Annotated in this window: 10 protein-coding genes; all 10 read left to right on the top strand. The window is 34.0% G+C overall.

Annotated elements, in window-relative coordinates:
- Positions 1-26 precede the first annotated feature (26 nt).
- The 10 genes from CDH49_RS04085 (at position 27) to CDH49_RS04130 (ending at position 16,958) form a co-directional block, all read left to right on the top strand.
- The gene (locus tag CDH49_RS04085; RefSeq protein WP_100614110.1) at positions 27-1,157 is read left to right on the top strand and encodes a cytochrome c oxidase subunit II; all 1,131 of its coding nucleotides are present in this window, start codon (positions 27-29) and stop codon (positions 1,155-1,157) included.
- Positions 1,158-1,191: 34 nt separating this feature from the next.
- Positions 1,192-2,991: a cytochrome c oxidase subunit I gene (locus CDH49_RS04090; RefSeq protein ID WP_100614111.1), complete on the top strand. Its 1,800-nt coding sequence runs from the start codon at positions 1,192-1,194 to the stop codon at positions 2,989-2,991.
- Between the two features lie 232 nt (positions 2,992-3,223).
- On the top strand, positions 3,224-7,372 hold the full coding sequence (locus CDH49_RS04095) for a gliding motility-associated C-terminal domain-containing protein (protein WP_100614112.1): 4,149 nt from the start codon (positions 3,224-3,226) through the stop codon (positions 7,370-7,372).
- Positions 7,373-7,401: 29 nt separating this feature from the next.
- On the top strand, positions 7,402-8,358 hold the full coding sequence (locus CDH49_RS04100; protein ID WP_100614113.1) for a PorP/SprF family type IX secretion system membrane protein: 957 nt from the start codon (positions 7,402-7,404) through the stop codon (positions 8,356-8,358).
- 17 nt (positions 8,359-8,375) lie between these two features.
- On the top strand, positions 8,376-10,262 hold the full coding sequence (locus tag CDH49_RS04105; RefSeq protein WP_100614114.1) for an OmpA family protein: 1,887 nt from the start codon (positions 8,376-8,378) through the stop codon (positions 10,260-10,262).
- A gap of 141 nt (positions 10,263-10,403) precedes the next feature.
- Entirely contained in the window at positions 10,404-11,426 is a 1,023-nt protein-coding gene (gene ruvB / locus CDH49_RS04110) for a Holliday junction branch migration DNA helicase RuvB (RefSeq protein WP_100614115.1), read from the top strand.
- 80 nt (positions 11,427-11,506) lie between these two features.
- A complete protein-coding gene (locus CDH49_RS04115; RefSeq protein WP_100614116.1) occupies positions 11,507-12,604 on the top strand; it encodes a nickel-binding protein in 1,098 nt (365 codons plus the stop codon).
- A 102-nt stretch (positions 12,605-12,706) separates the two neighbouring features.
- Positions 12,707-13,081 (top strand): DUF4242 domain-containing protein, encoded by a 375-nt coding sequence (locus CDH49_RS04120; RefSeq protein WP_100614117.1) that lies wholly within the window; start codon positions 12,707-12,709, stop codon positions 13,079-13,081.
- A 66-nt stretch (positions 13,082-13,147) separates the two neighbouring features.
- Complete coding sequence (queG, locus tag CDH49_RS04125; RefSeq protein ID WP_100614118.1) at positions 13,148-14,071, top strand: tRNA epoxyqueuosine(34) reductase QueG; 924 nt, start codon at positions 13,148-13,150, stop codon at positions 14,069-14,071.
- A gap of 145 nt (positions 14,072-14,216) precedes the next feature.
- Entirely contained in the window at positions 14,217-16,958 is a 2,742-nt protein-coding gene (locus tag CDH49_RS04130; RefSeq protein WP_100614119.1) for a substrate-binding domain-containing protein, read from the top strand.
- The last annotated feature ends 233 nt before the right edge of the window (positions 16,959-17,191 follow it).

Genomic DNA, 17,191 nt, shown 5'->3' on the forward strand with positions numbered 1-17,191 from the left:
GATATAAATAAAGAAGAGAGAGAACGATGACTACTTTTTTAACAATTATAGTTTTAATATTCATTTTAGTTGCTATATGGCAAATGGTGAAGATATTCGATTTGGCTCAAGCTAAAAGTGAAAATTCTCAAGTAGCAACAGATAAGGATAACACAATCAATGCATATTTAATGATGGGCTTTTTAGCTTTCATCTACATAATTACCATAGTGTGTTTTGTTAAATGGGGCGATTTGCCATTAATGTCGAATTCTGCTTCAGAACATGGACCCAAAATAGATAATTTGATGATTATCTCCATGGTGCTTATATTTTTTGTGCAAACAGTTACCCAATTCTTACTACACTATTTTGCTTATAAATATAAAGGTGAAAAAGGTAAAAAAGCATTGTTTTTTGCTGATAACAACAAGTTGGAATTTATTTGGACCATCATCCCAGTAATTGTTTTGGCAGGATTGATTATATATGGCTTGAATACTTGGATTAATATCATGGGAGTAGATGAAAGTGAAGATCCATTAATCGTAGAATTATATGCGCAACAATTTAACTGGAAGGCGAGATATGGTGGAGAGGATAATACATTAGGTAAAGCCAATGTAAGATTGATTGATATAGATCGCGCTAATATATTAGGTTTAGATGAAGGAGACCCTAATGCACAAGATGATATTATTACAACAGAATTGCATTTACCAGTTGGAAGACCTGTATTATTTAAAATGCGTTCTCAAGATGTATTACATTCTGCTTACATGCCTCACTTTAGAGCACAAATGAACTGTGTACCTGGTATGATAACTCAATTTGGTTTTACACCAACTGTTACAACGGCTGAGATGAGACAAACTCCTGATATGTTAGATAAAGTTGCAAATATTAATAAAATCAGGGTTGAGAAAAGCAAAGATTTAATTGCTAATGGAGAAGAGGCATTAACGCCTTATGAGTTTGATTATTTATTATTATGTAATAAGATTTGTGGTAAATCCCATTATAACATGCAAATGAAAATAGTTGTTGAAACTCAAGAAGAATATGATGCTTGGATCAAAGAACAAAAAACGTTTAAAGCTTCCATGACAACAGAAATTGAAGTGGAAACTCCAACTGAAGTGACAACCCCCGAGGTTGCAGAAATAGTAACTGAATAGAAACTAATTAAAAAGAAAAATACTATATAAGATTATGTCAGCACACGAAGATAATCACGCTCACGAAGCTCATGACGACCACGGACATCATCATAAAGAAACGTTTGTAACTAAATATATATTTAGCCAAGACCATAAAATGATTGCTAAACAGTATCTAATTACAGGTACTATAATGGGAGTTATTGGCGTTTTAATGTCATTAATGTTTCGTATGCAAATTGCATGGCCAGAAGAACCTAATGTGCTTTTTGAGGCCTTATTAGGCAAATGGGCACCAGAAGGTGTCATGGATGCTGATATTTATTTGGCATTGGTTACCATTCACGGTACCATTATGGTATTCTTCGTATTAACTGCTGGATTGAGTGGTACATTTAGTAACTTGCTTATTCCGTTGCAAATTGGTGCCAGAGATATGGCATCAGGTTTCCTAAACATGGTATCATATTGGTTATTCTTCTTATCAAGTGTGATCATGGTGATTTCTTTATTCGTGGAAGCTGGACCAGCAGCAGCAGGTTGGACAATTTATCCACCATTAAGTGCTTTACCAATGGCGCAAGGTGGTTCTGGTATGGGTATGACTTTATGGCTTGTATCAATGGCTATATTTATTGCTTCTTCGTTGTTAGGATCTTTAAATTACATAGTAACTGTTATTAATTTGCGTACCAAAGGAATGTCTATGACAAGACTTCCATTAACCATATGGGCTTTCTTTGTTACTGCTATTATCGGGGTTATATCATTCCCAGTATTATTATCTGCTGCATTATTATTAATAATGGATAGAAGTTTTGGTACCTCATTCTTCTTATCTGATATTTTTATTCAAGGCGAAGTGTTGCATTACCAAGGAGGTTCACCAGTATTATTTGAACATTTATTTTGGTTCTTAGGTCACCCTGAGGTATATATTGTTATTTTACCAGCTATGGGTCTTGTTTCCGAAATTATGGCATCTAACTCACGTAAACCTATTTTTGGTTATCGTGCCATGATTGCTTCTATACTTGCTATTGCATTTTTATCAACCATTGTTTGGGGTCACCATATGTTTATTTCTGGTATGAATCCATTCCTTGGTTCCGTTTTTACCTTTACAACTTTATTGATTGCAATTCCATCAGCTGTAAAAGCCTTCAATTGGATTACCACCCTTTGGAAAGGTAATTTGCAAATGAATCCTGCTATGTTATTCTCAATAGGTTTTGTATCTACTTTCATTACTGGAGGTTTAACAGGAATTATTTTGGGTGATAGTGCTTTAGATATTAATGTACATGATACTTACTTCGTAGTCGCACATTTCCATTTAGTAATGGGTATTTCTGCATTGTATGGTATGTTTGCTGGTATTTATCATTGGTATCCTAAAATGTTTGGTAGAATGCTTAATAAGAATTTGGGTTATATACATTTTTGGATTACCGCAGTGTGTGCCTATGGTGTATTCTTCCCAATGCATTTTATAGGTATGGCAGGATTGCCTCGAAGATACTATACCAATAGTAACTTTCCTTTATTCGATGATTTAGCCAATGTAAATGTTATAATAACCATATTTGCGTTAGTGGGTGGTGTTGTACAAATAATCTATTTATATAATTTCTTTAGTAGTATTTTCTATGGAAAGAAAGCTGTTCAGAATCCTTGGAAATCTACTACATTAGAGTGGACTACACCGGTGGAGCACATGCATGGTAACTGGCCAGGAGATATACCTCATGTATACCGATGGGCATACGATTACAGTAAACCAGGACATGATATTGACTTTGTTCCACAAAACATTCCATTAAAGGAAGGTGAAGAAGAACTTCAGCATTAAAACATATGTTTTATTTTAAACGAAAAAACTCATCCTCAAAAAGGATGAGTTTTTTCGTTTAAAAGCTTTTTTTTTCGATAAAAAGCAAAATACTCTAACAAATTTCGTTAAAATACAAAAAAATACGTTAAATTGCACAGCTATTAAGAATTTTATATGGATTTCTTAAAGAAATTAAATATAGTCTTTTAGTGTAAATGTCTATTAACTCAAATCTATAACTAACCGACTTATGAAAACAAACTACTTGTTTGGATACGTAAAGTTTTTTACTATCTATACTTTGGTATTCCTTTGGGCTGCTTTTAAAGTTAATGCCCAGTGTCCAACTGTTAACGATACATCTCCATTAATTTTAGATGCGTCAGGATATACTTTTGCAGACCTAAGTGCCGACTTTGTAATTGATAATGGTGGTGGGATATCATGGTACAGTAATTCCACGGGAGGGATTCTTTTTAATCCTACACAATTAGTTTCAGAAGGAACATATTATGCTGATGATAATTCAGGGTCATGTGGTTCAAGAACTTCTGTTATTGTGGATTTTCAAGTTAATAGATCAGGTCAACCATTAGATGGAATTTATTGTAGTAATGAAAATCCAACAGTTCAAACTTATATTGATGATGTCTTGGAGCCAAATAAACCATCTGGAGGTTCAATAGAGGTCTATAATGATTACGAATTAACCGATTTAGCCAATCCTGCCGATCTACTTTCTGGATTTTATACTTATTACATAATTTTTATTGATGGTTTAGGAAAAAGTCAAATCGAATTCGGAGATATTATCGTTGTAGATTCACCATCAAATCCAACTCCTTCTGGTTCTCAAATTTTCTGTTCTGATACCAATCCAACTATTTCTAATTTAGATCCTGGTACTATATTAACATTTAAATGGTATCAAGGATTAGATGGATTTGGAAACCCTATTCTTCCAGCTTTATCACCATCAACCGCATTAGTAAATGGCCATACCTATTATGTAGTATCTGATAGTTTTTGTGATAGTGACCCCGTTTCTGTATTAGTCACTTTAAATCCGCCAGTTGATGCGGGAACTTCCACAGCTTTAGAATATTGTGATGATAGTATTTCAACTACTCCCAGCTTTGATTTGTTTAATGAACTTGGTGGCACACCAGATACAAACGGAACATGGTCGGGACCTTTGCCAACCACAAACGGGAATCTAGGTACAGTTGATATTTCAACACTTACAGCTGGAATTTATACCTTTATATATACTGTACCAAGCAATGGTGCTTGTCCACCAGACTCAGCCAATATAACTATTACAGTATATGAAACATTCACTTCAGGTACAGTTTCACCAACAAATCCAGCCACGTTTTGTGAATCTACAGCACCAACGGCATTCGACTTATTTTCTCTTTTAGATAATGAAGACTTAAATGGACAATGGACACAAGGTACTTTAAGTACTGATCCAGTGGTGACTTCATTATTTGATTTAACAACATTAACACCTGCAACCTATAATTTTACATATACGCAAAATATATCTATACCATGTCCAGAAGAATCAACTACGGTTCAAGTAATAATTTTGCCAGACCCAAATGCTGGGAATGCAATAAGCCAAACGTTTTGCGAAAATGATTTAGTTGCAAATTCACCGTTTAATTTATTTGATGCTTTGGATAGCTCTCAAGATAGCAACAGTGGTACATGGACAGATGCAAGTAATGCAACCATATCGAATTTAATTGATATCACAGGTTTTACTGTAGCAGGAAGTCCTTATTCATTCAATTATACTATTGATAATGGAACATGTTCAAATACAGAAACCATAACAATAACAGTACAACCAGCACCTGAGTCTGGAATAGCAAATGCACCTGAAGTATTTTGTGAAGGTGACGTACCTGCAAATTTTAATTTATTTGATTTGCTTACAGATGAAGACCAAACCGGAACTTGGTATGTTGGAACAGACAATTTAGGAGCCATAATTGCTAATCCAGTTGACTTATCGGCTTACACGGCTAACACCTATAATTTCACTTATGATGTAGATGCTATAGGAAGTTGTGATGATATATTGGTTACTGTTTCAGTTATTATTAATCCATTGCCAAATACAGGGACTCCCATTGCAGCCGTATTTTGCGAAAATGATTTAACGGCTAATTCACCTCTCGATTTATTCGGACAATTAACTGGTGAAGATTTAGGAGGAACTTGGACAGATGATGATACAACAGGAGCTTTAAGCGGAAGTAATGTCGATTTAACCTTGCTAACCATAGGCTCATATAATTTCACATATACAATTGTAGATCCAAATAATTGTACAAATAGTTCAACGGTATCTGTTACAGTTGAAGATGCTCCAGAATCTGGAACAGCAAATACGCCAGTTGAATTTTGTTTAGCTGCTATAACTACAGGACAAACTTTTAATTTATTTGATTTACTAACAGGCGAAGACCAAACAGGAACTTGGAGTGACGATGATGCAACAGGATTGCTAACTGGAAATATGGTAACACTGGATGGTTTAGCTCAAGGCACTTATAATTTCACTTATGATGTCGCTGCCATTGGAACATGTGATGATATAAACATAACAGTTTCAATAATTATAAACGATACACCTGCGCCAACAGCATTAGCAACTCAAGAGTTTTGCGATACAGCAACAGTCGCAGATTTGGTAGCAACAGGTACAACCATTCAATGGTATGGCAATGCTACTGGCGGAACACCTTTAGTAGGAACTACCGCTTTAGTTGATGGGGAAGATTACTTCGCTAGCCAAACCAATGCCATTACTGGATGCGAATCTTCAGTAAGAACAGCAGTAATTACAACAATTTATCAATCACCAAATGCAGGAAATCCAGCAACGCCAATCATTGCTTGTAGTACGGATACCAATGTAGATTTAAATACAGGTTTAGATGGTACTCAAGATTTAGGTGGTGTTTGGCAGGATACTGACGGAACAGGCGCATTAACGGGTAATATATTTGATGCTACTCAAGTGACACCAGGAACTTATCAATTCACTTATAATGTAACAGCTTCAGCACCTTGTGTTGATGATAACACGGTTATAACAATAACTGTTGAAGCACCTTTAAGTGCGGGAACAGATGGTGTTTTGGATGTTTGTAACAATAATGGCACAACAGATTTATTTACACTTATTGGAAGTGCAGATGTTGGAGGGTCTTGGTCACCGGCGCTAGCTAGTGGCACAGGCGTATTCGACCCATTAGTGGATGCTCCTGGAACTTATACATATTCATTAAACAATGCATGTGGTACTGTTTCTAGCGATGTTGTTGTTACCGTAACACAAGCCCCAAATGCTGGAACAGATAATACAGCAAACATTTGCGTAATAAATGGCGTTACTGATTTATTTCAATTCTTAGGAAGTTCAGCACAAACAGGAGGCACTTGGTCACCAGCTTTAACAAGTGGTACAGGAGCCTTTAACCCATTGGTTGATACTGCAGGTGTCTATACTTATACGGTTACGGCAATTGCTCCATGTTTGGTAGACTCAAGTGCGCAAATAATGGTTACTATTAGTGATAGTCCTGCCCCCATCGTTTTAGATGCCAATCCAGAATTTTGTTTGGCTGATAATCCAACGGTTTCAGATTTAAATAGCGCCATTAGGGTATCAGGGACTATTAGTTGGTATGCAGATGCCACGTTAGCAACACCTTTAAATACAACAGATGCTTTAGTTAATGGTGAAGATTATTTTGCCAGACAGACCACAGGTTCTGGTTGTGAATCATCTCAAGGTGTGGAAATAACGGCAACAGTTAACAACGTTGCTACGCCAACCTTAATCAATTCTAATTTAGAATTATGTATTAATGATGGTCCTACCATCTCAGAGTTAACCGAAAACATTTCAGAATATGATTCAAGTTTAGATAATGTTATTTGGTACGATGCTGCAACAGGTGGTTCGTCATTTACTAATAGCGATTTATTAAGCTATGGTGTTACTTATTATGCAGCATTATATGATGCAACAACGGCTTGTGAAAGTAGTGTGCGTTTAGCGTATGAGCCAGACTTAACTTCTTGTGGAGAGTTGGTATTGCCAGATGGTTTCTCACCAAATGGAGATGGTACTAATGATACGTTCGATTATAACAATCTAGATATTCTACATCCGAATTTTAGTATTGAAATTTTCAATAGATACGGAACGGTTGTTTACAAAGGAAATGCCAGTACACCACGTTTTGATGGAACGGCAAATCAATCAGGAGCCATCGGAAGCAAACAGTTGCCAGTAGGTGTTTATTTCTACATCTTTAACTTCAACGATGGTACAAATAAACCAAAACAAGGCCGCTTATACTTAAGCAGATAATTTTTAGATAAATCAAAAATTTAGAAACGATGAAAAATTTAAATATATATCATAAAATAGCTGCTCTAATAAGTTTGGCATTCTTATCACTACAAAGCTTTGCGCAGCAAGACCCACAATTCACTCAATATATGTACAACATGAGTGTTATCAATCCCGCTTATGCAACGGCCGATGAAGGCATTTTAAACTTGGGTGGATTATACAGAACGCAGTGGGTAGGCTTTGAAGGTGCTCCAAAAACAGGAACCTTTTTTGCCCATACACCAGTTAATGATAAAATTGAGTTGGGCATATCTTTCACCAACGATAATATTGGTGATATTGTCAATGAAAATAATATCTATGCAGATTTTGCTTATGTATTGCCAGTTGGTTTAAAGAGCAAATTGTCTTTTGGTTTAAAAGCTGGATTTACCATCTTTGATACTAATTTCGACGGAATTAATTTACAATCTGGTAGCCCAGGAACGGATATTGCTTTCAACGAAAACATGAGTAGAACATTCCCTAATTTAGGAATTGGTGCTTTTTACTTTTCAGATAACTATTATATAGGTTTGTCAGCTCCAAACATGTTATCTACGAAACATTTGGAAAATGAAAATGGCATTAAAGCTACAGGGGTTGAAAGTGTGCATTATTTCTTAACGGGAGGTTATGTGTTTGATATCAATGAAAACTTAAAGTTTAAACCTGCCTTCATGGCAAAAGGAGTGAGTGGCGCCCCCATTTCAATGGATTTAACTGCGAATGTATTAATTCAAGAACGGCTCGAAGCTGGTTTAGGTTACAGGTTGGGCGATGCCGTAAGTGCATTGGTTAATTTTAAAGTAACCCCACAGCTTAGAATTGGTTATGCTTACGATTATACAACAAGTAACTTAAGTAACTATAATTCAGGCTCACACGAAATATTCATTTTATTTGATATTGATTTATTCGGACTTAAAGGCGGTTATGATCGTTCACCTAGATTCTTCTAAAATTAAAGACATTACAGATGAAAACAAATACATACATACTTGCAAGCTTTTTATTAGTTAGTGGAATGTCATTAGCTCAAAAAGGTGATTTGAAACGCGTAGATAAGCTTTTTGAAATGAGAGCTTATAACGAAGCTGCCGAAATCTATGAAACCAAAGAACGCACACAACAAGTCCTTCAAAACTTAGCCGATAGTTATTATTATAATGCCAATCTACAAAAGGCCGTGAAAACCTACAGAGAGCTATTTGTTACTTATGGAGATTCTATGGATTTAGACTATTATTTTAGATATGGTCAAGCTTTAAAAGGCATTCAAAATTATGATGAAGCAGATAAATATTTAAAGATTTATTATAATAAAGATTTGAATACTGCGGCTTTTATTGAAAATAATACCAAAACAACACCACATAATTTCAGTCTTAAACAAGTTGAAGCCGAAAACTCATATAGCGATTTTGGATTGTCTTTTTATGGTGAAGATAAAGTAGCTTTTGCTTCAACAAGAAATACGGAAAGTCCTAACTATGTATGGAATGATTTACCTTATTTAGATTTATATAGCGGCACACTTTCAACTAATGGGACTTTAGAAAATGTAGTGCCATTTTCAGAAGCGATTAATACACGTTCCCACGAAAGTAATGCCGTTTTCACAAAAGATGGTAAAACCATGTATTTCAACAGAACAAATGCAACCCGAAAAAAGGGTGAAGAAGATAAAATAGCGCATGTTAAAATTTACAAAGCTGAATTGGTTGATGGAAACTGGACAAACGTTACGGCATTGCCTTTCACATCTAATGCTTACAGTACGGAACATCCTGCTTTAAGTGCTGATGAAAAAACGCTTTATTTTGCTAGTGATATGCCAGGCACGATTGGGAATTTTGATATTTATAAGGTGGCCATTAAGGAAGATGGCACTTATGGAGAGCCAGAAAATTTAGGACCAACCGTAAACACAAAGCAAAGAGAACAGTTTCCTTTTGTGAGTGATTATGATGTGCTATATTTTTCATCCATCGGGCATGAAGGTTTTGGTGGATTGGATGTTTTTAGAAGCAATATGGTAAACGGCACCTTTGATACACCTGTTAATTTAGGAAGCACCATAAATAGTAATTTAGATGATTTTGCTTATGTTATTCGAGAAAAAGATAACAAAGGATTTGTATCATCAAACAGGTCAGGTTTCGATAGATTGTTTACCTTGACTAGGGAAGAAAACATGTTAACCAAATACCAAGTTGAAGGCATTGTTCAAGATAAAAACAGTAAAGAATTATTGGTAGGTGCTTCGGTAATTTTATTTGATGAAGCGGGAACTGTCATTCAAGATTCTATAGTTGGTGAAAAAGCCAATTATTTATTCAAAATTGAACCTAATAAAAAGTATAAAGTTAGAGGCACATTCAAAGCCTATATTCCTCATGATGTTGAGTTTTCAACCAATAGTGAAGGCAAAGTTCAACATAATATTTACTTGACTTTAGAATCTTTTGCCGATGCGGAAGCACGTGTTAAAAAAGATGAAAAAGGAGAATTAAAAGTTGAGTTGGATAAAATTTACTTCGATTCCAATAAATCTAAAATACGTGATGATGCTGCCACAACTTTAAATGTGTTGGTTGATTTGATGAAAAAATATCCAACTATGGAAGTAGAAGTATCTGCGCACACAGATGCTTATGGAAAAGACAACTATAATTTAAAATTGTCTGAGCGGCGTGCAGCTTCAACTTTAGAATATTTGGTAAGTCAAGGTATTGATAGAAACCGATTAAAAAGTGTAGGATACGGTGAAACGCAACCACTAAATAATTGTACGGAAGAAGGTATTTGTAAAGCAGAAGAATATGACGTTAACAGACGTTGTGAATTCAAAATTTTGAATTAGAATAATTACTTATAATATTGAAAAGCCTTTCTAGAAATAGAAAGGCTTTTTCTTTATATTTGCTTTTGTCATTCCCGTGAAGACGGGAATCCACATGTATAATTTACATTAAAAAGATTCCTGCCTTCGCAGGAACTAACGATGAACGAAAACCTAGACCCAACAAAAAATAGTTTTTCTCCCGAAGAATTGGATGTAGAAAAAAAGTTAAGACCCTTAACTTTTGAGGATTTTACTGGTCAGGACCAAGTGTTGGAGAATCTTCAAATTTTTGTTCAAGCGGCCAATTTACGTAGTGAAGCTTTGGACCATACCTTATTTCACGGCCCTCCGGGATTGGGAAAAACAACCTTGGCTCATATTCTAGCAAACGAATTGAATGTAGGTATTAAAGTAACTTCTGGCCCTGTTTTAGATAAGCCAGGGGATTTGGCAGGATTACTCACCAATCTTGAAGAACGCGATGTATTATTTATTGATGAAATTCATCGTTTAAGCCCCATCGTTGAAGAATATCTATATTCCGCGATGGAAGATTACAAAATAGATATCATGATAGAATCGGGGCCTAATGCGCGTTCGGTTCAAATAAATTTGAATCCGTTTACGTTGGTTGGCGCCACAACACGTTCAGGATTGTTAACAGCACCTATGCGTGCCCGATTTGGAATTCAAAGCAGATTACAGTATTATAACACGGAACTTTTAACCACGATTGTGCAACGAAGTGCCACTATTTTAAATGTGCCCATTTCTATGGAAGCAGCTATTGAAATTGCAGGTAGAAGTAGGGGGACACCACGAATTGCGAATGCGTTATTACGTCGAGTTCGTGATTTTGCACAGATAAAAGGCAACGGAAGCATCGATATTAAAATTGCTAGATATGGTTTGGAAGCTTTAAATGTGGATGCTTTTGGTTTGGATGAAATGGATAATAAAATTTTATCAACCATCATCGACAAGTTTAAAGGTGGGCCCGTTGGTATTTCTACCATTGCAACCGCTGTTAGTGAAAGTACCGAAACCATTGAAGAAGTTTATGAGCCGTTTTTAATTCAGCAAGGTTTCATCATGCGAACACCTCGGGGACGTGAAGTCACCGAATTAGCTTATAAACATTTAGGCAAAATAAAAGGAAATATTCAAGGAGGGTTGTTTTAACTTACGCTGAAAGTTTACACAAATAGCTATAAATTAACCTTGTCTATTTTTTAAATATTTATGCTTTAAAATATAGGAGGATGCCTGTTTTTATGGATTTACATAGTGTTCCTGGAATAACTGCAAAAGATGCGGCTCTAGCTCATTATGAAGATTTAAAAGTGCAAGATCAGTATGGATGTAAGTGTATGACTTATTGGGTAGATGAAAAGCGAGATTCGGCATTTTGCCTTATTGAAGCACCAGATAAAGAAGCTGTAATTAAAATGCATGGTGTAGCTCATGGCTTAATTCCGCATGAAATCATTCAAGTTGACAGCAATATTGTGCAAGCCTTTTTAGGACGTATCCATGATCCTGCTTTTTTTTCAGAATTAACCAATCCTGATGTAAAAATTTTTAATGATCCTGCATTTCGAATTATTTTGATATGCAAAACAATGGATATGCAAATTGTTTATTCAAAAATAAGAAACGATAAGGCTAGACAAATAGTAGATGAGTTTAAAAACATCTTTAAAACAGAAGTAGAGTCATGTAATGGTACAGAAGTCAAATTTAGAAATGACATTAATCTAGCCTCTTTTGTTTCTGTTTCGCAGGCATTAAACTGTGCTATAAGCCTAAATAGAAATATAAAACAGTCAAAAGATTTGTTGGATTTTAAGATTACACTCCACGCGGGTACACCTGTAGAAGAAAGTGATTCTATTTTTGGGAGTACTATTCAATTTGCAGAAGATTTGTGTTTTGTGGCCTCCAACTCCAAAGTTATTTTGTCGCCTTTAATTAAAGACTTATGCATAGATACCAATAATGCAACTTATCATAAGGAGAATGAACTTAAATGCATTACTAATGAAGAAGAGCAAACGTTAAAATCGCTTATGAAAGTGTTGAGAAGCTCTTATTTGAATCCTAATTTTGATGGAACATTTTTCAGTGAAAGTATAGGTATGAGCAAATCAAACCTCTATAGAAAATGTGTATCACTTACTGGATTTTCGCCAAACAACTTAATTAGAAACTATAGGCTTATACAATCCATTTTTTTATTGAATAAAGGGTGTAGCATTTCCCAAACAGCATTTGATAGTGGATTTAGTTCACCCTCATATTTTAGTAAATGTTTTCAAAAAAGATTTGGAATTCAACCTTATAATTTCAAAAATCTATAACTTGATTTTGGTCAATTTGTATTAATTAATGGTTTATTTGTTATCTGTTTTTTTAGTTTAAACTTTTAATATTGAATGTATTAATCTTTAAACAATCAAACTATGAAAACAATTATCAAACATCTTTTAGTTATAATTTTATTTACAAATTATGCTATAGCTCAAGAAAAGAAGACAGAACAAATTGAATCAAAACCTTTAAAAACGTATGTTATTGAGAGAGAGATTCCAAATGCGGGCCTTTTAAGTGCGGCTGAATTAAAAGGAATATCTCAAACGTCTTCTAATGTAATAGATGATATGGGAAATGCAAAAATTCAATGGCTGCATAGTTATGTAACTGATGATAAGGTGTTTTGTGTTTACAAAGCTGTGGATAAAGATGCGATTAATGAACATGCTAAAAAAGGAGGGTTTCCTGTAAATGCCATTAGGGAGCTATCAGCAGTGATCAACCCAGAAACAGCAAAACAATAGTTTTATTTTTTTTAAACGTGCTATAATAATTGCTAATTAAGATGTATTTTTAGTCATTTAAAATCATTGACAAACTCTGCATCAACATATTCAACATTAATAAAGACCGAAGCTAAACGCCTCGGTTTTTTATCTTGTGGGATTAGCAAAGCTGGTTTTTTAGAAGCAGAAGCACCGCGATTAGAAAGGTGGTTAAACAACAATATGCATGGACAAATGCAGTATATGGAAAACCATTTTGATAAACGCTTGGATCCAACAAAACTTGTTGAGGATTCCAAAAGTGTAATTTCATTATTACTCAATTATTATCCAAGCCAAGAGCAAACAGCCAATAGCTACAAACTATCAAAATATGCCTATGGAACCGATTATCACTTCGTGATAAAAGACAAATTAAAATCACTTTTAAATTTTATCCAAGAAGAAATTGGTGATGTGCATGGGCGAGCTTTTGTCGATTCGGCACCTGTTTTGGATAAAGCTTGGGCAGCAAAATCTGGTTTGGGTTGGATTGGAAAGCACAGCAATTTATTAACCCAACAAGTCGGTTCATTCTATTTTATTGCTGAATTAATAGTTGATTTGGAATTGGATTATGATTCGATTACTACAGACCATTGTGGCACCTGCACTGCTTGTATTGATGCTTGCCCCACACAAGCCATTACAGAACCTTATGTGGTGGATGGCAGTAAATGTATTTCCTATTTCACCATAGAATTAAAAGAAAACATTCCAACCGAATTTAAAGGAAAAATGGATGATTGGATGTTTGGTTGCGATGTGTGCCAAGATGTTTGTCCATGGAACCGGTTTTCAAAATCCCACAACGAACCGTTATTTAATCCGCATCCAGAATTATTATCACTGACCAAAAAAGATTGGGAGGATATCACGGAAGATGTTTTTAAAAAAGTATTCAAAGATTCAGCAGTAAAAAGAACTAAGTTTTCTGGTTTAAAGAGAAATATTGAATTTTTAAAATAAAGACATTATAAAGTTATTAATATCCTTTTGCTATATTTATTAAAAAAAGCGCTAATACATTTAAATAAGCACTAAGTAAATTGTTATTAGAGAAATCATTACCTTCAAAATCATTTCTAAAGTATTAAGACTATCATATTTTTTAATGAAAACTAGACGTTTCCATATTTTTTTCAGATTTTTTTCAGTGTTCATTCTTTTGTTTTCTTTCTCATGTAGTAATCCTGAAACCAAAGAATATACTATTGGATTCGCTCAAACAGGTGTTAATGATGAGTGGCGAAGAGCAATGAATCAATCTATGAAAATACAAACGTCCCTGTATTCAAATGTGGAACTTATTATTTTGGATGGCGAAGATAATATTGAAAACCAAATACAGGACATTGAAGAGTTAATAGCTAAGGATGTGGATGTTTTGATTGTTTCTCCCGTTAAATCTCAACCAATAACCCCAATTGTTGAAAAGGCATTTAATAAGGGAATCCCTGTTTTGATTGTTGACAGAAAAACGGAAGGACAAAATTATACTGCATATTTAGGAGGTGACAACTACCAAGTAGGTGTAGATGCCGCAAATTATTTAGCATCGCTATCAAACGAAAGGAAAAAAGTGGTAGAAATTCGTGGTTTATCTGGTTCTTCACCTGCTTTAGAAAGGAGTATGGGGTTTAAGAATACCATAGAAAAAAATGATAATCTAGAAATTGTTAAATCTATTGAGGGCAACTGGGAGAGTTATTCCATTAAAGATAGTTTAGGTAAAGTGTTAAATGAAATAGAGGATATAGATTATGTATTTGCACACAATGATAGAATGGTACTTGGAGCGTGGGAAGTTGCTAAAGAAAAAAACTTACACAACAAAATAGGATTTGTTGGAGTTGATGGACTGCCCGGGGAAAATGGAGGGATTAAGTTAGTGCAGGATAATGTGTTGCTGGCTACCATATTATATCCTACAGGGGGAGATGAAGCTATAAGATTAGCCATGAAAATTTTAAACGGTGAAAGTGTTCCAAAAAACAATCTTTTGGAAACAACCGTCATAGATTTTCGTAATGCTGATATTATGTGGAATCAGTTCAATAAAATAAACCAACAACAGCAAGATATTTTAAAACAACAAAGTACCATAGATAAACAAGAGGAAACGTATAGTTCGCAAACTAACATCTTAAAGTTGCTTTTAGGACTATTAATTACTAGTATCCTTTTGGGAGCCTACAGCATATATTCGGGGTATAATATTAAAAAGCAAAAACGCGCATTAGAACTGCAAAACAAAAAAATTACGATCCAAAGAAATCAAATAAAAAAAATAGCCGAGAAAGTTAAAATCAGTAATGAAGCTAAGGTGAACTTTTTCACAGGATTATCACACGAATTTAAAACGCCTATTACACTAATTCTATCATCCGTTGAGTCTTTATCCGATAATAAATTAATTAGGGACAACAAATTAGTTCAAGAAGTAGGTTTAATCTATAACAATTCCAAACGGTTATTACGTTTGATTAATCAATTACTTGATTTTAGAAAAATTGAAGACAGAAAGTTTGTTTTAAAAGCCTCTGAAACCAATCTTTTCGATTTTTCAAACATTGTTTTCAAAGATTTTGAGAGAGAAGCGCAAAAGCGAAACATTAGTTTTTCCATTAATTGCAATAACAAAAACTTAAAAGTTTATTTAGATAGAAATTTAATGGACAAAGTTTATTTCAATCTATTATCAAACGCCTTTAAGTTTACCCCCAATAATGGTTCAATATCCATTGATATTAAAGATGATTTTGAAAGTAATTATGTAACCATACATTTTAAAGATTCAGGCATAGGTATACCAAATCAAGAAATAAATAATGTTTTTAAAGCATTTTATCAGGGCACGAATAACAATAAATCGAGTTCTGGTATTGGATTGCATTTATCAAAAGAATTTATAGATCTGCATAAGGGTACTATTGAGGTGTTTTCAAAACATGGAGCAGAATTTGTTTTAACACTTTATAAAGGAAATGCACATTTAAGTTCAGACGAAATTATTTATCTGCCCGATGTTGTTGATAGTGCAGTGTTGAGTTTTAATGTGGATTATGAGGAAGATATATTTAATCAAGATGCAGTTTTAAATGATGATGAACGCTATTCAATTTTAATTATTGAAGACAATCCAGATTTGGTTAAATACTTAAAAGGCAAATTAACACAAGAGTACAGCGTGCATGTTTCCAATGGCAGCAACGGTGTAGAAATGGCTTTAGGGCTTATTCCAGATATTATTATTTGCGATGTAAACCTACCCGATAAAACAGGTTTTGAAATATGCGACATTTTAAAGAAAGATTTAAGGACATCCCATATCCCTACCATTATACTAACGGCTTTAAATGACAAAGAATCTTATATTAAGGGACTGGAATCTGGTGCCGATTTATATTTAACCAAGCCATTTAGTTTTGCCATTTTATCACAATCTATAAAAACACTTATTTATAATAGGGAAAAACTTCGCTATTATTTTGTTAACAATGTGCATAACATGGATGTAAGTAGCAATTTTGGTACGATTGAACAAGAATTTATTTCTAAGGTGAACAAAATAATCAATGATAATATAGATAATGCTAAATTCTCTGTTGAAAATTTAGCAAGCCACCTAAATGTATCTCGAATTCAGCTTTACAGAAAAATGAAGGCCATTATGGATGTAAATGTTAGTGATTATATTCAGAACATACGATTAGAAAAAGCAAAAAATATGCTACAGGATACAACATTAACGATATCTGAAATCGCTTATGCTACAGGGTTTTCCTCACCAAATTATTTTTCTACAAGTTTCAAAAATAAATTTAACAAATCTCCAAAAGCTTTTAGAGAATAATAGTTTAAGCTTTATCTTTTTTTGTGTTTTTACTAGTATAACAACACTGTGTTTTTATTTTACTACCCAAAGAACAGTTTAATTGTTATTATGAAATGATACTTTTTAAAATTAATACATTTTTTTGAATATAGGCATGTAACAATTTTAAAAGGAAGATGTAACAATATTAAACATCAAAAGTTTATATAAAAAAAATATTTTATTTAATTCGCTGGTAATTAGTTGTTTAT

It is taken from the genome of Confluentibacter citreus (assembly GCF_002807055.1).
Taxonomy (GTDB): Bacteria; Bacteroidota; Bacteroidia; order Flavobacteriales; family Flavobacteriaceae; genus Confluentibacter; species Confluentibacter citreus.